Annotated in this window: 19 protein-coding genes and 1 pseudogene; 14 read left to right on the forward strand and 6 right to left on the reverse strand. The window is 65.5% G+C overall.

Annotated features, from left to right (window positions below; all coding sequences use genetic code 11):
- Nucleotides 1-33 precede the first annotated feature (33 nt).
- On the reverse strand, nt 34-738 hold the full coding sequence (locus tag ACIBTS_RS42340) for a MerR family transcriptional regulator (RefSeq protein WP_107448318.1): 705 nt from the start codon (nt 736-738) through the stop codon (nt 34-36).
- Between the two features lie 268 nt (nt 739-1,006).
- Between ACIBTS_RS42340 and ACIBTS_RS42345 the strand changes: the two genes are divergently transcribed.
- From ACIBTS_RS42345 to ACIBTS_RS42370, 6 genes are all read left to right on the forward strand, one after another.
- Nucleotides 1,007-1,621 carry a DUF6230 family protein gene (locus tag ACIBTS_RS42345; RefSeq protein ID WP_107449474.1) on the forward strand — a complete coding sequence of 205 codons (615 nt, stop codon included), beginning with the start codon at nt 1,007-1,009 and terminating at the stop codon, nt 1,619-1,621.
- A 117-nt stretch (nt 1,622-1,738) separates the two neighbouring features.
- The gene (locus ACIBTS_RS42350) at nt 1,739-2,221 is read left to right on the forward strand and encodes a DUF6114 domain-containing protein (RefSeq protein ID WP_399326333.1); all 483 of its coding nucleotides are present in this window, start codon (nt 1,739-1,741) and stop codon (nt 2,219-2,221) included.
- Nucleotides 2,218-3,450: a hypothetical protein gene (locus ACIBTS_RS42355; RefSeq protein WP_159083449.1), complete on the forward strand. Its 1,233-nt coding sequence runs from the start codon at nt 2,218-2,220 to the stop codon at nt 3,448-3,450. The genes ACIBTS_RS42350 and ACIBTS_RS42355 overlap by 4 nt, the downstream gene beginning before the upstream one ends.
- Nucleotides 3,451-3,995: 545 nt before the next feature.
- Nucleotides 3,996-4,298: a hypothetical protein gene (locus tag ACIBTS_RS42360; RefSeq protein WP_399326335.1), complete on the forward strand. Its 303-nt coding sequence runs from the start codon at nt 3,996-3,998 to the stop codon at nt 4,296-4,298.
- 333 nt (nt 4,299-4,631) lie between these two features.
- A complete protein-coding gene (locus ACIBTS_RS42365; RefSeq protein WP_107448315.1) occupies nt 4,632-4,943 on the forward strand; it encodes a hypothetical protein in 312 nt (103 codons plus the stop codon).
- Nucleotides 4,944-4,945: 2 nt separating this feature from the next.
- A complete protein-coding gene (locus ACIBTS_RS42370) occupies nt 4,946-6,556 on the forward strand; it encodes a transporter (RefSeq protein ID WP_107449473.1) in 1,611 nt (536 codons plus the stop codon).
- A 600-nt stretch (nt 6,557-7,156) separates the two neighbouring features.
- On the opposite strand, the gene ACIBTS_RS42375 is transcribed toward ACIBTS_RS42370, so the two are convergent.
- Together ACIBTS_RS42375 and ACIBTS_RS42380 are read right to left on the reverse strand one after the other, a co-directional pair.
- Nucleotides 7,157-7,582 carry a helix-turn-helix transcriptional regulator gene (locus tag ACIBTS_RS42375; protein ID WP_399326337.1) on the reverse strand — a complete coding sequence of 142 codons (426 nt, stop codon included), beginning with the start codon at nt 7,580-7,582 and terminating at the stop codon, nt 7,157-7,159.
- A gap of 267 nt (nt 7,583-7,849) precedes the next feature.
- Nucleotides 7,850-8,155, reverse strand: coding sequence for an AraC family transcriptional regulator ligand-binding domain-containing protein (locus ACIBTS_RS42380; RefSeq protein WP_159083446.1), 306 nt, complete (start codon nt 8,153-8,155; stop codon nt 7,850-7,852).
- Nucleotides 8,156-8,340: 185 nt separating this feature from the next.
- On the opposite strand from ACIBTS_RS42380, the gene ACIBTS_RS42385 reads away from it, so the two are divergent.
- The 4 genes from ACIBTS_RS42385 (at nt 8,341) to ACIBTS_RS42400 (ending at nt 11,496) form a co-directional block, all read left to right on the forward strand.
- Nucleotides 8,341-9,294: an alpha/beta hydrolase gene (locus tag ACIBTS_RS42385; protein WP_399326340.1), complete on the forward strand. Its 954-nt coding sequence runs from the start codon at nt 8,341-8,343 to the stop codon at nt 9,292-9,294.
- A gap of 51 nt (nt 9,295-9,345) precedes the next feature.
- Nucleotides 9,346-9,783 (forward strand): tautomerase family protein, encoded by a 438-nt coding sequence (locus ACIBTS_RS42390; protein ID WP_399326342.1) that lies wholly within the window; start codon nt 9,346-9,348, stop codon nt 9,781-9,783.
- A 363-nt stretch (nt 9,784-10,146) separates the two neighbouring features.
- Nucleotides 10,147-11,028, forward strand: coding sequence for an MBL fold metallo-hydrolase (locus ACIBTS_RS42395; protein ID WP_399326344.1), 882 nt, complete (start codon nt 10,147-10,149; stop codon nt 11,026-11,028).
- A 75-nt stretch (nt 11,029-11,103) separates the two neighbouring features.
- Nucleotides 11,104-11,496 carry a nuclear transport factor 2 family protein gene (locus tag ACIBTS_RS42400; RefSeq protein WP_399326346.1) on the forward strand — a complete coding sequence of 131 codons (393 nt, stop codon included), beginning with the start codon at nt 11,104-11,106 and terminating at the stop codon, nt 11,494-11,496.
- 377 nt (nt 11,497-11,873) lie between these two features.
- On the opposite strand, the gene ACIBTS_RS42405 is transcribed toward ACIBTS_RS42400, so the two are convergent.
- Entirely contained in the window at nt 11,874-12,887 is a 1,014-nt protein-coding gene (locus ACIBTS_RS42405; RefSeq protein ID WP_399326347.1) for an NADP-dependent oxidoreductase, read from the reverse strand.
- Nucleotides 12,888-13,066: 179 nt separating this feature from the next.
- Here ACIBTS_RS42405 and ACIBTS_RS42410 point away from each other — a divergent pair, with 179 nt between their 5' ends.
- Complete coding sequence (locus ACIBTS_RS42410) at nt 13,067-13,576, forward strand: winged helix-turn-helix transcriptional regulator (protein ID WP_399326349.1); 510 nt, start codon at nt 13,067-13,069, stop codon at nt 13,574-13,576.
- A 93-nt stretch (nt 13,577-13,669) separates the two neighbouring features.
- Here ACIBTS_RS42410 and ACIBTS_RS42415 read toward each other — a convergent pair.
- Nucleotides 13,670-13,992: pseudogene (locus ACIBTS_RS42415) on the reverse strand (CocE/NonD family hydrolase); the annotation flags it as partial.
- Between the two features lie 1,267 nt (nt 13,993-15,259).
- Here ACIBTS_RS42415 and ACIBTS_RS42420 point away from each other — a divergent pair.
- Genes ACIBTS_RS42420 through ACIBTS_RS42430 form a run of 3 tightly spaced genes read left to right on the forward strand, consistent with a single transcriptional unit; the run spans nt 15,260 to nt 18,248 of the window.
- A complete protein-coding gene (locus tag ACIBTS_RS42420) occupies nt 15,260-15,985 on the forward strand; it encodes a flavin reductase family protein (RefSeq protein ID WP_399326351.1) in 726 nt (241 codons plus the stop codon).
- Nucleotides 15,982-16,506, forward strand: a complete 525-nt coding sequence (locus tag ACIBTS_RS42425; protein WP_399326353.1) for a DUF302 domain-containing protein — start codon at nt 15,982-15,984, stop codon at nt 16,504-16,506. Before ACIBTS_RS42420 ends, ACIBTS_RS42425 begins: the two co-directional genes overlap by 4 nt.
- A gap of 29 nt (nt 16,507-16,535) precedes the next feature.
- Nucleotides 16,536-18,248 carry a GMC family oxidoreductase N-terminal domain-containing protein gene (locus ACIBTS_RS42430; RefSeq protein ID WP_399326355.1) on the forward strand — a complete coding sequence of 571 codons (1,713 nt, stop codon included), beginning with the start codon at nt 16,536-16,538 and terminating at the stop codon, nt 18,246-18,248.
- Nucleotides 18,249-18,445: 197 nt separating this feature from the next.
- Here ACIBTS_RS42430 and ACIBTS_RS42435 read toward each other — a convergent pair.
- On the reverse strand, nt 18,446-19,119 hold a 674-nt coding region (locus ACIBTS_RS42435; RefSeq protein WP_399326357.1), incomplete at its 5' end, for an SDR family NAD(P)-dependent oxidoreductase.

Below are 19,119 nucleotides of genomic sequence, written 5' to 3' on the forward strand. Positions count from 1 at the left end.
GCGTGGCGCAGATGTCGTCGTGACACGTCCTCTTCACTCCGCCGGAGGCTCTCCCCCGCTGGACGCACGGCGCTGATGGCGGCGATGGTTCGCGTCCTCCTGGGCCAAGCGGCGCAGAAGTCTGACGACCGGTTCGAAGAGCACGGTGAGGAACACGGCCCGTTCGGCGAGGGCGATGCGGTCGTCAATTCCGTTGAGTTGTTTGAAGTCCAGGTCCGCGGTGGAGGTGGCGAGCTGGGCGTAGGGGAGGAGGTCGTCAATTGCGTACTCGGCGCCGAGGCGGGACAGTGCTGCCAGGCTTTCGGCGAGCGCCGGGCGGTGCGGCGACTCGTCGGAGATCTGCCAGCCCATGCTCTCGATGAGGATCTCGACCCTCGCAGCGGTTCCCTCGCCTGACGCCGCCTCGTCGACCAAGCTATCTGACCCCGAGTTGCCCCGGCCGTCCCTTCCGGTCTTGTCGGCGGAGGGTACGGGCAGTGCGTGGTGGACGACGCCCAGGGTCTCGAACGCGTCCAGCGGACGGTCAACAGCTTCGAGCACTTCGCGGGTACGGGCGACGGACAGTCCGCCGAGCTGGGTGAGGGAACGGATCAGACGGAGCCGCTGGATGTGCTCTTCGCCGTACTCGACCGCTGTCGGGTTCAGCGCGCGGCCCTCGGGAAGCAGCCCTTCCCGTCGGTAGTACTTGATAGTCGCCACCGGTACCCCGGACCGCCGACTGAGCTCTGAAATCCTCATGCGCTCCCTCACACTCAACTGTCCCACCGGTGTCCCCAGGGTTGCCCCCGATTCTCGATAGTGCCACTATCAGGCACTCGGTAGTAACGCTATCAAGTGCCTCTTCGGCGTGCCCGCTTCCTCCGTTCGCGTGGACAACATGCTCCTGCGGAAGCCTTCGGCGTCACCCCGGCCGCACCCGGCCGTAGTTCCTCCCCCGTCCCCGGACCCGGGCAAGTCAGTCGTGGGTCCGGTCGTCTCGTACGCCTCGACCATGGAGAACCACACAATGTCCCAGCGAATCGGCAAGACCCACTGGAAGCGTTTCGCCATAGCTGCGGTGCCGACGGTGGCCGCAACAGCAGCCGTCGTCGTCTCCATGGCCCAGGGCGCACTGGCCGCTTCGTTCAGCATCTCCGGCGCCGACTTCCAGGTCTCGGCCGACAAGCTGAGCGGCAAAGGATTCGGCAACTACGCCACCGTGGATGTGGCCAAGAACGGCAAGCGCATACCTGTCGCCGTCTCGTCCATCGAGAACGCGACGATCACCGGCATGTGCCAGTCCGTCCCCGTCACCATCCCTGTGCTCGGGACCTACACGATGACACTCAAGGCCGGCGGGTCGGGCACACCGGTCAGGGCCGAGGACCTGTACATCGACATGACCGACCTCCAGGCCAAGACCGCCACCTTCAACAACGTCGACATCGGCGTCGCCACCGGCTCCATGACCAAGGGGCAGGTCAATCCCAAGGACCACGTCGACCCCGACGGCTACGCACAGCAGGCGGACTCGGTCGAGATCATCGACGCCCACCAGCAGGTCTGGGCCACGAGTGCGGGAACCTTCGAACTGCCGGGCCTGCACATGAACATCGCCGCCGGCCGCCACGACTGCTTCTGAGGTCGCTCCCGCCCTCGTCGTCTCCGGCATGGAAGCGGCCGGCGACAGAGGCGGGACGCCGAGCGACCCGCCCGCTCATAGACACCCCTCCCCCACCCATGACTCGGGAGCTCCCCCATGACGAGTGTCGGCGCACCCGCGAACGCCCACCGTGACAGCGGCTTCACTGGCGCTCGCCGGGCCTTCCGGACCTGGCGGCGCACCCGCCCTTTCTGGGCGGGCCTGCTGGTACTCCTGGCCGCCGCGCCGATCATCTACTTCCCGTACTTCAACCTCTCCCTGGGCGCCCTGTCCGTGGCGATGTCCACCACCGCGGGAGCCGGGTCCCTGGTCATCGGCCTGACCCTGATCGTCCTCGGCGGACTCCTCTGGTTCCAGCCGATCATCAGGTTCTTCGCCGGCTGCGTCGCCGTCTTCCTCGGTGTGCTGTCACTCCCCATCTCCAACTTCGGCGGCTTCTTCATCGGCACGCTGTTCGCGGCCACGGGCGGGCTCCTGGCTCTGGCTTGGGGACCGGCCGACGTACACCTGACGGAGACACCCGGCGGCGCCCAGGAGGCGTCGGACACCGCCAGTCCAAAAGAGAGGACCGGCGAATGACCGACCAGTCATCCGATGCCTACGGCGAGATCGCAGAACCCAGCTTCGCCCGGCCGTCGAGAAGCCGACAAGCCGGCCTCCGCACGTCCACGCTGACGCGCCCACGCCTCCGCCCGCGTCCGCGCGCACGCCTGCGCCTGCCGGTTGCGAGGGCTCTCGCGCTGACCGCGTTGCCGACCGCCCTCATCCTCGGGAGCCAGCGTCTGCCCGCCCCTGACACCAGCGCCCTCGCGGCTCATTCCGCTCTTGAAGGGGACGCGGTCAGAGGTGTCGACTGCGCCCGCCTCGGCGACGCATCGGCCCCGGTGACGGCGGCCCCCGCAAGCCCCTCCCCCTCCGCTGGCCCCAAGAGGTCGAGTGCTCACCGCAGTGGCGAGGCGGGCAGGCCGTCGGACCACGCACATGACCAGGAGACGCCACCGTCCCCAAGACAGACCGCCGCCCCCAGCCCTTCAGCCCACAACACCTCCGCCGAGACAGGCCTTGCGGACCTCCTCGCTCCCCTGGATCTCCTCAACGGCGACGCCGACCAGCAAGGTGCGGCACCCCCCACGATCCCCTCGCCGAGCTCGGTCACCGCTACGCCCGAGGCCACGGAGCCGTCCCACCTGCGGCTGTCCACGACGTCGGCGTCACCCGTCCCCAGCCACCGCGTCGCCGAGCCGTCGCCCCCACCGAAGTCCACGCCCGCGGCCGCCCGGGGAGCCGTTCGCACCTGCGACATCAGTGACGTCGAGGCCCCCGAGGAGACGAGTGCCGGCCGCTTCGCCGCCGAGCCCTGGAACATGAAAGGGAGCCGCCTCGAATTGCACGACCTCGTCTTCCACGGCGTCGTGACCGTGGACACGGCCGCCGGACCCAGGCGGGTGCTCAAGTTCTCCGCAGCGGCCGTCAAGATCCGTGACCTGAAGATGGCGGTACCCGTCGGCCAGCAGATCCAGCACATCGACGGAGCACCCGGCTCCACGTCCACGCTGCGAGGCGACGACATCACCATGTACGTCGAAAGCCTGACGGGCACCCTCTCCCGCGTCGGAAACGTCCCCACGCCACCCGTCCTCCATCTGCACCTCACTTCTGACACCGTCCCGGAATGGCTCTACGACACGACCGGGAACATCGGCCTCAAGTTCCAACTGAGCCTGAAAGATGCCGACATCGATCAGGCCGGCCAGACGGGTGGGGAGCTCAACGTCCCGGGGATTCACGGATATGGCACGACACGGTGACGCCGGCGCATGAGTCCGCGCGGCTTCGTGACCATGCGCGACAACGCCGGACCGCGGCTTGTCGCGCGTGCGGTGGTCTGTTGAGCGCCGACGGCGAGGCGCCGGTAGCTCACGCAGCCGCACCGCTTCCCTGGAAGGCGTGCTCTCGATTCGGACTTGGCTCGCGGCCGAGCTTCGACCGCGTCGACGTTGAGCGGGCCATCCTGTACGTGCTGCGAAGGGACCCGTTCGTTCCTGGCTCTGGGCGAGGAACGCACCAGGTGCGGCAATCAGGCGGTGACTATCGCATCTGCGCGCTACTCCACTTTCCCTGGTCGGGTCTGGCAGCGGTCGAGGATGCAGGGCCTTCCAACTCCACACCGCACGCGACGTCGTCGAGATCTGGCGCCACAGCCTGGCCACCCTCGACACCCCGTAGATCACCGCGGCGCATCTGGAGCCGACCGCTGACTCACGGAAACGCAGTGCGCGTTGGTTGCAGCGCTGCATCGGCCCGCTGGCGTGATAGGCCCTCTTATGCGCGCATCAGTAAGTATGTTGAGGTCTTGGATCAGCACCGGTTCGAGATCGTGCAGCAAGCGCGGGCAAAGAGTGCGCTAGGGGGGTGCGTGGTCTCCGGCAGCTTGGCAGGCGCTTTCCGGCGCGGTTGCGTCGATGCCGGGCGCACGGTGCGTTTCCCGATGTCGGGGACGCACTTCGTCGAGGGGAGCCTTCATCGTTGCTGCGGAGCCGCTTCCTCGTTTCGTCGGCAGCGCGAGCCCCCTTATCTGCCACTGCAGCCCCGCTGCACCGGCACGCTGGGCAAGGTCGGCAACTACGCAGCCCATTACGGCAACAACGGCTTGTGAGTGCGCGAACAACGTTCGCCGTCCTTCGAGGGCTTTGCAATCTGTGTCGAGCCCTGCGGGCATTCACCAGACGCCCGACACAGCGCCCTGTGCATCGAGTGGCGACAATTGCGAGTAGCGCGTCCGTGTTGCAACTGGGGCGTTCACCCTTCGCCCTGTGTTCATCATTGCCTGTGCCTCGTCGGCCAAATCCCCGTCCCGGCGTCGGAATGCTGCGAGCTGCGCCGTTACCCACCCTCACCGCTTGGAGATTCTGTGCACCCGTACGTTCCGCCCACTCGACCTGGTCCGCTGGCATCGAGTGCCACGCATGATGCCGCGAAGTGGCAGCGCATGGACAGCCTCCGCGTAACCACGCATCGTGCGCAGCGTGCCTTCCTTATCGTCAACGCGGTTCCCTTCGCCGTGAGCATCGTCCTGAGTTGCTTCACCGATGTTCCCGCCGTGGCGGTGTACGGGGAGTTCACTCTGGGATTGGCGTGGGGCATCGCGCAGTGCGCCCTATTCGTCGCCAGTGCCTGGTTGTGCGACATGCGAATTACACAGAAGTCCGAACCTGCCGAAGATTTCTTGGCGTCCGACGTGCAGCGCACCGAGATGTCGGGTGTTGTCCCCATCGACGGGTTCCGGCGGTGGGATCAGTGACCATGGATATCCTGAGCTCGGGGGCACTCGACCCTATCGGTTCGGACGCGAGGCGCCTCGTGATCGTTGTCTTTTTGATTTTCGTCGGAGGTTCTCTCTTGTGGCTCTTCGCGCTCGCCGCGGCGGAGGAGTCGAACCCGGAAAGGCTTTATGTTGCCAACCGATCCCTCTCTTCGGTCTTCAACGGTTTCGCTATGGCTGGCGAGCAGATATCGGTCGTCACCCTGTTGACGGTCTCTGGGAGCGTCGCCCTGTTCGGCTACGACGGGTTCACCTTCGCCCTCGACAGTCTGATCATGCTCGGCGTGCTGTTGCTCCTCGGCCAGAAGGTACGAAACAGTGGTCGCTATACTCTGGGTGGCCTGTTCTCATTGCGGGCTTCAGGTTCCGGGCCCCGAGTTGCCGCGGCCGCAGTGACTCTTGCCATCGTGATCCCCATTCTCGCGATCCAACTGCGTGCCGCCGGCATCAGCGCAGCCCTCCTGATCGGTATGCCGACGGCTGGCGCACAGTTGTTGTGCACGGTGCTGATGGGCTGTCTCGTTGTCTGCTTCGCAGCGATGGCGGGGCTGAGGGGCAACAGCTTCATGCATGTCGCCAAGGTGCCGATCATCTTGGTGACGCTTGCTGCGGTCACACTGCTTGCCCTAAAAAGGTTCGAGTGGGAGCCGGGAACTCTGCTCTCGACCGCGGCGGAGAAGAGCTTGGCACCGGACAGCTATCTGAGTCCGGGTTTGTGGCCGTACACGGTGAGCTTCGGGCCGCTCAACACGCTCGGCAATCACGTAGTCTTCATCCTCGGTACGGCCGTGATGCCCCACCTGATCCTGCGGATCGGCGCGTCGCGGACAGGGCATTCGGCGCGGCGCTCTATGAGTATCGCCACGGGGCTGGTCGGCGCGTTCATCCTCCTGCTGGTCACCACCGGCTTCGCCTCAGCTGCTGTGGTAGGCGCGAGCGGCATCGGCGCGGTGGATGCCTCTGGGCAGTCGTCCCCGATTCTGCTGGCCGCAGATCTACTCCGAGAGGGTTCGACAGGACGCGTCGTCCTCATCACCCTCATGGCATGCGCCGTCTTTTTGACAGTGCTCACCGGGGTAACCAGCGCGACGTTCGCTGCCGCTGTCTCCTTCGCGCACGATGTGTTCGCGGGAGGGAAACGCAGCCGCACCGACAGCGAAGAGATACGAGCATTGCGCGTGGCCGCCGTCATCGTGGGCGCGGTCGGCCTGTCATTGGCCGCTGTAATCCGCCGATACCCGACCGACTTCCTGATCGCATTTTCCATAAGCGTTGCCGCTTCATGCGTATTCCCTGTGCTGATGTACACGTTCTTCTGGAGCCGGTTTAACCGCAGGGGACTACTGTGGTCCGTGTATGGGGGACTTCTGCTCTGCACCGTCCTCACTACCTTCTCACCCATCGTCTCTGGGACGGAATTCGCGCTATGGCCTGAATCCAGCTTCAATTGGTATCCGTTCCAGACTCCTGGACTGGTTTCCGTTCCTGTCGCGTTCATCCTCGGGTGGCTCGGAAGCATTATTTCACCCCAAACTTCCGAGGCCGATTTCCGGAGCATGAAATACAAAATCTTGACGGGAAAGGAAAGCTAGGATTCACTCCGGCAGTGCACAATGGTAGGGCGTGCGTCGACACCCTCAATGTGAACCATGGGATCGGTTGAGCAACACCGATATCCGTCGCAACCCCCCAGTTGCACACGGCTGGGTATGGCTGTCCACCGGCATCCATACCCCTGCCTCCGTCGGTGAGTAGCCACCGACGGTGACCCTGGCCGACCGGTTCGAAGTGGCGCTGCCAGTGGCCGGTCGGCTTGCGTCTTGGGCCTACTTTGGGGGCCTCGACGACGATCTTGCGTCCGCCTGGAGGCCTACGTCGCCGAGGCGGTCAGTCGGGCTCGGCATCACCGATTCGCGGGCTGCGCGGTGCGCAACGACGTGTGCGAGGCGCGGGCCGAGGACGACGAGCTCGTACGGATTGCGCAGTCGTGGCTGTCGGACGCTCGCGAGCGCCCGCCTGATCGTCGCCGGCTCGGTGCCGACGACTCCGACACGCTCGCCGACCCGTCTGGCTGGTTATGGACGGTGGCCATGCTGGTGGGCCAGAGTTCACTGACGCGGCTCTCGCACTCACCCACCGCCTGCTCGAACACTCCGTCTGACGCCTGCCTCGCACGAAGCGGCTGTCCGCCTCTATGAGTCGATCAAAACCGAGTGGCTCTTCGGCTCCTGCCCTGTGCGCCGTACGGAAGGTGACGTGTCGAACCACCGACGTACCGCACGAGTGAGACTGGCCTGCTCGTGCATTCCCAGTCTCGCCGCGATGTGCGAGAACGACAGGTCGGTCGTTGTGATCAGGTCAAAGGCCTGACCCCTGCGAACGCGATCGACGACGCCGATGAAGGTCGTGCCCTCCGCGGACAGGGACCGCTGCAGCGACCGCGGGTGGAGACTCAGCAGCCGTGCGACTTTCGACAGGTCCGGATAGTCGCTTCCGTGCTGCTCGCTGAGAATCGCTGCCACCAGGTCCGAGATCGGCAGGTCCTTGCGGCCGAAGTGCGTGTCGAGATAGCCGATCGCGGTGTCACGAAGCAGGGCGTTGCCGCCGCTGACCGGCATCGAGACAGTCCGCTCGTGACGCGGAGAACCGCACTCGGACAAGCAAACCGGACCTCCGCTCCGAGGCTCCCGGGTAGGCGCTTTCAGGGGCCAGACGCGCGTGCGGAAGCTGGACCGAACGAAGTCCGTAGGGTGCGTCGCCGTTGATCAGCGTCAAGAATCGGTGAACGATCGCGATGCCGTAGTCGATCGACCGCGGTGACGCGTCCATCGTCTTGCTCGCGTAGCGAAGCCCGATCACCCCGGGACTTCCCAGCGGATCCTCGGTCACCTCGAGTGAGATGGCCGGGTGTAGACGAACAGGTACCGGCTCGCGCACCCGACGGCCTTGCCGATCGTGCGTGAGTTCTCCATGGCGATCGCCAGCGGCCCCAGCATATGCAGATCCTGCTGCGCAGCCATCCTCAACCCGAGGCCAGGCAGCGCGAACTGGCTAGCCCTCTCCTCAAGAACGCGCTCGACCAGTCGGAGGCTGACAAAGGAGTTGCCCTCGACGATCTTCGCCTCGTCGAAGCCATACGCTGCGAGGAGGCCGGGAACCGGGCCGCCGGCCGCGCTGACGAGCGTGGTCAACCCCCGCAAGGTTCTCGTTGTCGCCCAGCGACTACCGCGAAGCCCACGGATTCGCCTGACCGGCCTGATCACAGGCCGTGGCACAGCCATACCAGCACGCGGCGCAATCGTTCTATGTGCTCTGCCGGGCCGCACTCATAGATTGCGTCTGTCCGAAACCACGGCTCGAGACATGATCACTCCAAGTGAACCACAGCTCGAGAGACGGACCACTATCAGAATCGGAACATCACATGAACCGCGAAGATATCGAGTTCAAGGGTGAGGGTGGCGTCACCCTCCGGGGCTGGTTCTACCCGGCCAAAAACACCAGCGGCCCCGCACCAGTCGTCGTCCTGGCGCACGGGCTGTCAGCCGTTAAGGAGATGCACCTCGACGACTACGCCGTGGTCTTCGCCGAAGCCGGTCTCAACGTGCTTGTTTACGATCACCAGAACTTCGGGGACAGCGATGGGGCTCCCCGCCAGGAGGTTGACCCGGTCCTGCAGTACCGGGACTTCCGGAACGCAATCACCTACGCCACCACCCGCCCTGAAGTCGACGCGTCGAACGTCGGCATCTGGGGCTCCAGCTTCTCCGGTGGACACGTCCTCATGGTCGCGTCGATCGACAAGAGAGTGAAGGCCGTCGTCTCCCAGGTGCCTTTCGTCTCGGGATCGCGCATGCTGAGCCAGGCCATCCGGCCGGACTTCATCCCACACACCCGTGCGGCACTGCAGGGCGACCGACTCCACCAGTTCACGGGCGGAGAGCCCACGATGCTCCCGGTCGTCACACCCGACCCGATGGCGCAGGCGGTGATGCCCGCAACCGAGGCCTACGAATGGTTCAGCAAGACATCGGCTGACCGGGCCCCCAACTGGAAGAACGAGATGACGGCTCGGAGCCTTGAGCTGGCGAGCGAATACGAGCCGGGCAGCTACATCAGCCGGATCGCCCCGACCCCACTCCTGATGATCGTGGCCGCCGGCGACACTGTGACACCGTTCGAGCACGCCCTCGACACGTACGAAGAGGCCCGGGAGCCGAAGCAGATCATCGTCATCCAGGGCGGCCACTTCGACGCCTACACGGGATCCGGGTTCGACGAGTGCTCCGCAGCCGCACGTGACCACTTCGTCAAGCACCTCCAAGTCTGAGACGCCCGTACCAAAGCCACATCCACCCGCCGTGCATCCAGAGGAGCCGCAATGCCGTACTGGGAGATCTTCGCCCCCGAGAACGCCTACACGCCGGAGGACAGGGAACAACTGTCCGAGCGCATCACCTCGCTCTACGTGGACTACGCCAACCTGCCCAAGTTCTACGTCGTGACCCTGTTCCAGGACGTTCCGGAGAACACCATGTACGTCGGTGGCAAGGCGGCCACCAACTTCGTGCGGATACGGGTGAACCACGTCGCCAGGCAGATGGTTGACCCCGAGATGCGTTTCACGTGCATGGAGGTGATCGGGGAGAAGCTCGCGCCGTTCGTGAAGGATCGCGGCTACGACTGGGAGATCCACATCGATGAGAGCCCCATGGACCTGTGGCGCACGCAGGGCCTCGTTCCGCCTCCCCCCGAGTCCGACATGGAGAAGCTCTGGGCAAAGGAGAACAGGGCCATTCCCTTCGAGGTAGCGAGCTGACCTGCTGACCGAGGACCCGGCGCACGGTCGGGCGCTGACGGTCACCGCGCCCCGGGCCCTCTTCTTCCACCTCCGGCGTCTGAGGAGTGTGCCGTGACCACAGCGCGGGCACCGCTCCGGCCACCGCGATCATCCTTGCGCTCTGCGCCGCCGCTGCCTCCGCACAGTGTTGCTGGTCCTGCGGTGAGCAGGATCAAGGGCTCCGGCGGCCGCGGGGCTGCTCCAGAAGACTGAGGCGCTCACGTACCAGCGCTGGGCGCGCTCGTCCTACGAGTCACCGATCGCGCGTTCAAAACTTGACTTCGCCCACCGCCGACGATCGCCATGCGACGCCGGCCCCCCACACCGCTCCGGAGGTACCTCATGAACTCTGAGACCCCCTCGCCAGCCGTACCCATCCGCGCGACGGTCTTTGTCGGTCGCTCGCCGAACATCCCCGCCGAAGAGGTGCCCGGCATACCGCCCGGCACCTTCTCGCCGACCACGGCCACCCTCGTGAGCGGCGCCACCGAGGTGGTCCTGATCGACGCGCTCTACCTCAAGAAGGACGTACAGGAACTCGGTGATCTGATCGAGCGCACCGGCAAGAAGCTCACGACGATCTACATCACCCACGATCATGCTGATCACTACTTGGGCTTCGGACCGCTCCTGGAGCGGTTCCCGGAGGCGAAGTGCGTGGCGCTCCCCCACGTCATCGAGTCCATGAAGGCCACCATGCAAACGCAGGCCGACCAGTGGAAGTTGCTGTTCGGCGACACCTGCGTCATGGCGGGACCGGTTCCGGACCCGCTGGAAGGTAACACCCTGTACGTCGACGGATCTCCCCTGCACATCATCGAGGTGAAGCAGGCCGACATCCATCCCACGTCCATCGTGCATATCCCCGGGATCGACGTCGTCGTGGCCGGTGACTCCATCTACAACGAGATCCACCCGATGCTCGGTCTGTCGACGCCCGCGGAGTGGCAGGACTGGCTCGAGACCGTCAATGTCGTGGAGAGGCTCCGACCGCGAATGATCGTGTCCGGACACCGCAGGCCGGACAGCGACGACTATGCGGTTGACACCATGATCGCCCAAACCCGTGCCTACATCCAGGACTTCGCAGCCGCCTACGAGGTCGCGAAGGACGCCGAAGAACTGATGGCCGTCATGACTGCGAAGTACCCGCACCACGGCAATCTCTGGACACTCGAGTTCTCCGCCATCTTCGCGATCATGGGACGCGATGCCGCACAGTGACCGAGCCTTTCACTCGGAGCCAGCACCAGTTGCCAACCGCACCTATTCATCTTGTTGATTATGAGAGGTGGGTTTATGCATCCCTTCTGCAAGGCTGTCGAGAGCGGTGACATGGATGCCGTGACCGCGCTGCTGGCCGACGACGTCGTCTTCACCAGCCCGGCCGCATTCAGGCCGTACCCGGGCAAGGCGATCACCGATCACATCCTGCGCAGCGTGACTGGCGTCTTCAAGGACTTCACCTACACTCGCGAGATCACCAATCCTGACGGCCGTGACCACGCCTTCGTCTTCACCGCCACCGTCTCGGGCAAGAACGTCCAGGGCTGCGACTTCATTCACTTCGACGAGAACGGCAAGATTGACGACATCATGGTGATGGTGCGCCCGCTTTCCGCCCTTCAGGCCCTGGCCGAGGCGATGGGTCCCCACTTCGAGCAGACCACCCTGGAGACTGCGAAGAAGTGAGCGCGGCAATCAACTCCGGCGCGATCGAACTGGAGCAGTGCCACCCACGCCGCAGCTCACAGAGCCCTGGCCCGTGCCGCAGTGGGCTCGAGCACGGCCTGCACGTCGCCGCATTCCAGTGCAGTTAGTCTCGATCTTGCACGACGGTCCGCCGACGGCGTCGGTGGACCGTTTCGCTTTCTGTGGCTGACAGTGGGCATGCTGGCGGCGCGAGTGTCGCGTCGGGTAGGCACCGGGTTCCACTGCTCGGGCTGGGTCCACCGAACACCATCAGTTGCGGCTTTCCGCGATGTAGTCGCCAGTGAGCCTTCCGGCGGTGTCGTCGCCCCCATCGGGGGCCGTGCCGGCCCCCGGGGCTGTGGCCGGCCTGCATGTTCTCAGCCGTGGTCGGGCGCCATCGAGACCACAACCTTGCCAGCCTTGGCGCGGCCGTGCTCTACGTGTGCCATCGCCTCGAGTGTCCGGTCGAACGGGAAGACGCTGTCGATAACGGGGCGGAGCTTTCCGCTGTCGTAGAGGGCGCTGAGTTTGCGCAGCTGGGAGCCGTCGGCCTGCATGAAGAAGAACTGGTAGCGCACGCCCAGCGCCCTGGCACGCCTGCGAATCTTGCGGCTGAGCGCGTTCATGACCAGGCCTAGGGCGGAGGGGGCGCCGAGCTGCTTGGCGAAGGCGGCGTCCGGCGGGCCGGCGACACCGATGGCCAGGCCGCCGGGCTTCAGCACCGTCAGCGACTTCTCGAGGTTCGCTCCGCCGAGGGAGTCCAGCACCAGGTCGTAGCCGGACAGCACCTTCGAGAAGTCCTCCTTGGTGTAGTCGACGACGACGTCGGCACCGAGGGTCCTGGCCAGTTCCTCATTCTCGGTGCTCGTGGTCGTCGCCACCGTGGCGCCGAGGTGCTTGGCGAGTTGGACGGCCGTCGACCCGAGTCCGCCGGCGCCGGCATGGATGAGCACCTTCTGCCCTGGCTGCACCTGAGCGCCGTCGACGAGGATCTGCCAGGCAGTCAGGGCCACCAACGGCACTGCAGCCGCCTCTTGGAAAGTGAGAGAGGCGGGCTTGGGCGCGACATCGTCCGCGTCGATGGCGATGAACTCCGCAAAGCTTCCTACCCGTAGGTCTCGCGGACGGGCGTAGACCTCGTCGCCGACATTGAGGTCGTGTACGGCGGAACCGACCCTCGTCACGACGCCGGCCACATCGTGGCCGAGCACGAACGGGAGCTTGTACTTCAGGAGCAGCTTGAGCTCCCCGTCGCGGACCTTTTTGTCCAGCGGGTTGATGCCGGCGGCGCTCACTTTGACCAGGACGTCGCGCTCTCCGACGGTCGGCTCGGGTACCTCTGCGGCGCGGGCGCCGTCCTTGCCGTACTTCTCGACGACGAATGCCTTCATCCCGGCCGCCATTCTGTGTGGGTGTCTCGGTGGTCGATGCGACTCTTCGGGCAGAACCCGCCTGCGCGCCCGCATCTCGTGCGCGCCTGTCTCTCGTGTGCGGCCGGGCCGGTGTGCCGGTCGCGACACTACTTACTGAGTATAGGAAAGTAAACTCAGATGGGGTTAGGGTCCCCCCCATGGATGCGAGGACCGAAGCCCTGCAGGCCGCCGGCGCGGACCCCCGGCTCGACCGGGACGTGTCGAACTGCTCGATTGCCCGGACCCTTGAGGTGGTGGGCGAGAAGTGGACGATCCTGATCCTGCGCGAGGTCTGGTACGGCTCGTCGCGCTTCGGCGACTTCGAACGCGTGCTGGGCTGCCCTCGCAACCTGCTCGCGTCCCGGCTCCGGATGCTCGTGGAGGAGGGGATCCTGGCTGCCGAGACGTACAAGGAGCCGGGCTCGCGGAGCCGGCCCAAGTACGTGATCACTCCCAAGGGCATGGATCTGGTCCCGGCCGTGATGGGACTCCTGCAGTGGGGTGACCGATACCGCGCCGACCCTGAGGGACCGGCCGTACTGACGCGACACCGCGGATGCAGCGCACCCGTCGGCGTCCGGCTCCGCTGCGAAGAGGGGCACGCCGTGCAGGCGGAAGACATCGAGAGCGTCCCCGGTCCGGCGTTCCGCCTGCGGCCCGCCACGTGAGCAGAGCGCGGTGGCTCCAGCGAGGCTCGGAGCCCGGCTGGATAGCGACCTCGGCCGGGTGAGACTGGCATGCCCTGTGGTGCACTCGACCACGACCGGCACGGAGGCACCGCGTGTCCACAGTCCGCCGTCCAGATCGGACCACATGATCAACGGCGCGATCGCTTTCAGCTCCGGTGGCTTCGACAGCTCAGCCATCCGCTGGGTGTTGCCGAAATAGCTCCCGCCGATCATGTCGACGGAGCCGTTCGAGCCAGGCAGGGCAGTGGCCCACCGTACGGTGTCGCACCCGTCGCTCTCCTTGTACGTCCACGGCTCCCGCTCCCCTTCGTAGCGAACCGGCCGCGGGTGTCCTGGATGACAACGATGAAGCCGCGCCTGGCCGCGGCCAGCGGATCGAGTACGACGGTCATCATGGGCGTCTGCTTGCCGTACAGCAGCCGGCTCAGGAGCACTGGCCGTGGTCCCGTACCGCCGGACTGTTAGACGTCCGCGCGCAGCACGGCGCCGTCACGCATCTCCGCCGGAACGTCGAACTCGATCTGGATCCCTGCCATGTGCCGCTCCATCTGCGTCTTCTTTTGCGGTGCGCTTGGGCGTGAGTGTGCACCAGCCGGCTGAGCTTGCGAATCTGCTTGTAGAAGGCCCGGGCGGGAAAGACGTGGTGCAGTGTGCTCGCGCGTTCAGCCACGGGGCCAGCGGTCTAGCGCCGCTTCGGCTTCGCGTTGGTCGTTGTCGCGACGATGGCCGGGGGCGTCGCCGTACCTGATTGCCTCTGTTGTTAGGCGGTCGAAGGTATGCCATTGCTTCATGCAGACCTGCAAGGGTGTGTCGGGCTACGCACAGCTCGATCACCTGATGGACAGCGGCGGTGACCGAGGCGTCACTGGCCAAGTTGAGATCGAAGACCGCCACACCGCTGAGCGAGCACCGCTGAGCGGAGTGACGTCTGAATGTCGCGGCTCGTGACCACCACGTAGAAACCCGCTGTGATCAGCGCCGACGCGGGTTCTTTCCCGATACGGATGACGCACCCGTCACGAGGCCATCGGCCGATTGGTCGTCATCAGAGGCCTCCGACCCTCAAGGAAACCGATCGGTTTCTCACAAGTAAACAGGGCAGGCCAGACGCATCAGGCAAGGGGTGACTGAGCGGGGGCCCACAGCTGCGATCGCCGCGCCTCGACACAGGACAAGCTATACATTTAATATAGTGGATGCTAGCGTTTCCGGTTATGACGAAGGAGTCACTCGCAGGGCCGCGCTTCTTAGTCGCAGGAGCCGTCCAGACCTGGCGCAGCGAGCCCGCACCAGGCCTATGGGCCAGGTGGCCTGGGAAAAGCGACCGCATGCGCTCGTCTCGTGCGCGATATGCGAGTGCTGGTCCGCGCCCGCGCCGTCCAGGGTGTTGAGCGTTGAAGCGATGGCAGCCGCCGAGGCGTTGTCGTCTGGGGTCGACTCAAGGCGGATCCCGAGGTCGGCTCGTCACAGTCGCACGTCGGGTCACTTGAGTCGACCACGGGATCGTGTGCAGACGCGAATCGCATGCCGGACTGCCGGCTCAGCTGAGATGAGTCCGTACGCCAACACCGCGCGAACCAACAACCGATTACTTGATCTGCCGCACTCATGGCAACACGGCTGAGGCTCGTCCGCGGGCCATGTCCTTGAAGGGATCACTGAATGTACATCGAGGCCGAGAATCTCACGGCTCAAGCAGCGTATAAGTTGCTGATCGGCAGCGTCATTCCGCGACCCATCGCATGGGTCAGCACTCTGTCGGGCGATGGGGTCGGAAACCTGGCGCCGATCTCGTTCTTCACCGTCGTGGGCCGCAAGCCGCCTATGGTTTCGTTGTCCATCCAGCCCCGGTCCGATGGTGTCACGCTCAAGGACAGTTTCGTGAATATGCGTGACACCGGCGAATTCGTGACCCACTTGGCCACACTGCCGCAGGCGCTTCCTCTGCATCTCAGCGCGAACGAATTCGAACCCGATGAGGACGAGTTCGACATGGTCGGAGTGAAGAAGGTGCCCAGTTCCGCTGTTAAACCACCTCGTATCGAGGGCGCGCCGATTGCGTTCGAGTGCGTGGTTGAAATGATCGCCCCCTCACCGGACAAACTCAATCACCTCGTGGTGGGGCGGGTCGTGCAGTTCTACATCCGCGATGACCTCTACCTGCCCAACGGGCGGATCGACACCGGTGCTGTCGCGCCGATCGGTCGGCTGGCCGCCGAGTACACGGTGGTGAACAACGCGTTCGTCCCGCCACTAGACAGCGAAACCCTCGCGCGGTTCGACGGCCGCCGGATGCAACGACTCGACCAGCACGACGAGGACTACTCGATGATCGACACCGCCCAGTGGTCACCGTCCGGATCCATCATGCGGGGAGACGAACAATGACCGGTCGGACACGCGTTGCCACCCACCAGGTGCGCCGGCTCGAAATCGCGGTCGACCTGCCGTTCGAGGAATTCCGTCAGCGCTACGAGCAGGCGGTCCCTGCCTTCAATCCCGGCCACTTCGGTGACCTCGACCCGGACCGGACCGACTGGGCCACGATCCGCCAGATCACCGACCAGCAGGCCCCGCACGATTTCCTGCTGTACTGGCGCGCCGAGACCGACCTGATGATGCGAGTGGCCGGACACACACGCCGGTGTACCGCCTACCTCATGGGCAACCACACCATCGCCGAGCGCATGTATCGCCACAACCCCGGTGTCATGCTCTACGCGCCTCTGCGCACCACTATCTACGAGGACCACGACGACCAGCTGTGGTTCTCCGTCGATCAGCCCAGCACCCGCTTCTCGAGTTTCGACGATCCGAAGATTTCCGAGGTCGGCATGGAGTTGGACGGCAAGCTGGCCGACCTATTCACCACGCTCGGTCTCGTCGTTCCCACCGAGCTGACGCGGTGAGCGGGGACCGGGGACCGGAGTCAGGGCTCATGACCACCCCCGCGGCCTGTGAAGCCGACTACGACGTCATAGTGGTCGGGTCGGGCTTCGGCGGCAGCGTCGCGGCCCTCCGCCTCACGGAGAAGGGCTACCGGGTCGCCGTGATCGAGGCGGGCCGCCGGTTCGCCGACGACGAGTTCGCCAAGACATCGTGGGATCTCAGACGCTACCTGTGGGCGCCCGCGCTTGGCTGCTTCGGCATCCAGCGCATCCACCCACTCAAAAACGTCATAGTGAATGCGGGCGCCGGTGTCGGCGGCGGTTCACTCGTCTACGCCAACGCGCTCTATCGGCCTCCCAAGTCGTTCTACGCGGATCGGCAGTGGGCACACATCACCGACTGGGAGTCGGAACTGGCGCCCTACTACGACCAGGCCAGCCGCATGCTGGGAGTGGTCACAAACCCGACCACGACTGCCTGCGACAACGTGATGCTCCAGGTCGCGACCGACATGGGCGTGGCGGACTCATATCAACCAGCCCCGGTCGCAGTGCACTTCGGCGAGCCCGGCAAGGCCGTCGACGACCCCTTCTTCGGCGGCGTCGGGCCCCGGCGTACCGGGTGCACCGAGTGCGGATCCTGCATGACAGGGTGCCGGGTCGGCGCGAAGAACACCCTGGTCAAGAACTACCTCTACCTCGCGGAACGCGCCGGTGCGAGGGTCATGCCATTGACCACGGTGGATGCGGTACGGCCGCGGTCCGACGGGTCCTTTGTGGTGGACGTCCACAGGACTGGGAAGCGGTCCCGCCGCTTCCGCCGGAATTTGACGGCACACCAGGTCGTACTGGCCGCCGGCACGTGGGGAACACAACGCTTGTTGCATCGGATGCGAGACAAGGGGGTGCTGCCAGAGCTCTCAACGAGGTTGGGGGAGCTGACCCGCACGAACTCCGAGGCAATCATCGCCATCAGCCGGTCCAGAGCCGACCCTGAGTTCGACTTCACCCGTGGTGTGTCGGTCACCTCGTCGATCCACCCGGACGGCGACACGCACATCCAGGCGGTGCGCTACGGCAAGGGAAGCAATGCGATGGGCCTGTTGCAGACCGTCGCCACCGACGGTTCGCTGCCCATGCCGCGGTGGCTGCAGATGCTACGCACCATCACGCGGCAGCCGGTCAAGTCGATGACGATGTTGTTCAACAGCTTCCGGTGGAGCGAGCGGTCGATGATGCTGCTGGTGATGCAGAGTCTGGACAACTCGATCACCACGTACACCAAGCGTGGTCTGTTCGGGCGCCGCAGATTCACCTCGAAACAGGGGCACGGCGCGCCGAACCCGACCTTCATCCCCGCCGCGCACCAGGCGAACCTACGCGCGGCCGAGCACATCGGCGGCATCGCGGGCGGGACATGGGGCGAGATCTTCAACCGGCCGATGACCGCGCACTTCTTCGGCGGAGCGCCCATCGGGGTCTCGCCGGAGGAAGGCGTGATCGACCCCTACCACCGGGTGTTCAACTATCCGGGAGTGTCCATCGTGGACGGAACAGCGCTCACCGCCAACCTCGGTGTGAACCCGTCGCTGACTATTACCGCCATGGCGGAGCGTGCCTTGTCGCTCTGGCCCAACAAGGGCGGGACCGATCCGCGCCCAGCCCAGGCACAGCCCTACCGTCGACTCATCCCCGTGGCCCCGGATAACCCCGCCGTCCCGGCGACGGCCCCGGCGGCCCTGCGGCTGCCGATCGTGGGCTGAACCCCTCGCACTGCGGGCAACCGACGGGATCGGTACACCGATCCCGTCGGTTGCGTGGCATCCGCCGAGCCAGCCGAAGATGACGTGGGAGAACGGCGGGTCGTCCGGGGCCGTGAACGCGGGCCTTGGTGGACGAATGTTTGCCTGCCCAACAGCGCCGACCGCGTGTGCCGCCGTCGAGTTGGACGGGCGTCCCGTCAGTGGCCGGACATGCCGCCGTCAACGGCGAGCGTGGCGCCAGTGACATAGGACGAGGCGGGGCTGGCGAGAAAGATGACCGCGGCGTCGAGCTCTCGTTGCAGCCCCAGCCTGCCCATCGGGCTGGTCTGCCGGACGAACGTCATGAGCTGTTCCTCGGGGATCCCGGAGGTCATCTCACTGGCGAAGTATCCCGGGGCGATGGCATTGACCCGGATGCCCCGGCGTCCCGTCCATTGCTGGGCGAGGTCGCGGGTGAGGCCGATGAGGCCGGCCTTGCTGGCGGCGTAGGCTGCCTGCGGGGCATAGGACTTGATCAGACCGAGCACGCTGGCCACGTTGACGATGCTGGAACCAGGCTCCATGACACGGCCGCACGCCTGAGCCGCCCAATAGGCGCCGTTGAGGTTGATGTCGACGACGCGGCGGAAGTCCTCCGGGCGTTCCTTCAGAGCGGGAACGGCCGTGCCGACGCCGGCGTTGTTGATCAGGATGTCGAGGCGGCCGAACTCGTCGACGGCCGACCGTGCCAGCGACTCGCACTGTTCCGGATCTCCTACATCGGTGGCGACGGTGAGGGCTTGGCGGCCGGTGTCCTGGACCTGCCTCGCAGTCTCGGTGAGTCGGTCAGGGCGGCGGGCGGCGAGGACGACGTCGGCGCCCGCCTCTGCGA

The organism is Streptomyces sp. NPDC050121, from assembly GCF_044460385.1.
GTDB lineage: Bacteria > Actinomycetota > Actinomycetes > Streptomycetales > Streptomycetaceae > Streptomyces > Streptomyces soliscabiei.

Excerpts from the sequence above, each read along its gene's own strand:
- ACIBTS_RS42340 (WP_107448318.1), bottom strand. The coding sequence starts at position 738 with ATGAGGATTTCAGAGCTCAGTCGGCGGTCCGGGGTACCGGTGGCGACT.
- ACIBTS_RS42345 (WP_107449474.1), top strand. The coding sequence starts at position 1,007 with ATGTCCCAGCGAATCGGCAAGACCCACTGGAAGCGTTTCGCCATAGCT.
- ACIBTS_RS42350 (WP_399326333.1), top strand. The coding sequence starts at position 1,739 with ATGACGAGTGTCGGCGCACCCGCGAACGCCCACCGTGACAGCGGCTTC.
- ACIBTS_RS42355 (WP_159083449.1), top strand. The coding sequence starts at position 2,218 with ATGACCGACCAGTCATCCGATGCCTACGGCGAGATCGCAGAACCCAGC.
- ACIBTS_RS42365 (WP_107448315.1), top strand. The coding sequence starts at position 4,632 with ATGGACAGCCTCCGCGTAACCACGCATCGTGCGCAGCGTGCCTTCCTT.
- ACIBTS_RS42370 (WP_107449473.1), top strand. The coding sequence starts at position 4,946 with ATGGATATCCTGAGCTCGGGGGCACTCGACCCTATCGGTTCGGACGCG.
- ACIBTS_RS42375 (WP_399326337.1), bottom strand. The coding sequence starts at position 7,582 with ATGCCGGTCAGCGGCGGCAACGCCCTGCTTCGTGACACCGCGATCGGC.
- ACIBTS_RS42390 (WP_399326342.1), top strand. The coding sequence starts at position 9,346 with ATGCCGTACTGGGAGATCTTCGCCCCCGAGAACGCCTACACGCCGGAG.
- ACIBTS_RS42395 (WP_399326344.1), top strand. The coding sequence starts at position 10,147 with ATGAACTCTGAGACCCCCTCGCCAGCCGTACCCATCCGCGCGACGGTC.
- ACIBTS_RS42400 (WP_399326346.1), top strand. The coding sequence starts at position 11,104 with ATGCATCCCTTCTGCAAGGCTGTCGAGAGCGGTGACATGGATGCCGTG.
- ACIBTS_RS42405 (WP_399326347.1), bottom strand. The coding sequence starts at position 12,887 with ATGAAGGCATTCGTCGTCGAGAAGTACGGCAAGGACGGCGCCCGCGCC.
- ACIBTS_RS42410 (WP_399326349.1), top strand. The coding sequence starts at position 13,067 with ATGGATGCGAGGACCGAAGCCCTGCAGGCCGCCGGCGCGGACCCCCGG.
- ACIBTS_RS42420 (WP_399326351.1), top strand. The coding sequence starts at position 15,260 with ATGTACATCGAGGCCGAGAATCTCACGGCTCAAGCAGCGTATAAGTTG.
- ACIBTS_RS42425 (WP_399326353.1), top strand. The coding sequence starts at position 15,982 with ATGACCGGTCGGACACGCGTTGCCACCCACCAGGTGCGCCGGCTCGAA.
- ACIBTS_RS42430 (WP_399326355.1), top strand. The coding sequence starts at position 16,536 with ATGACCACCCCCGCGGCCTGTGAAGCCGACTACGACGTCATAGTGGTC.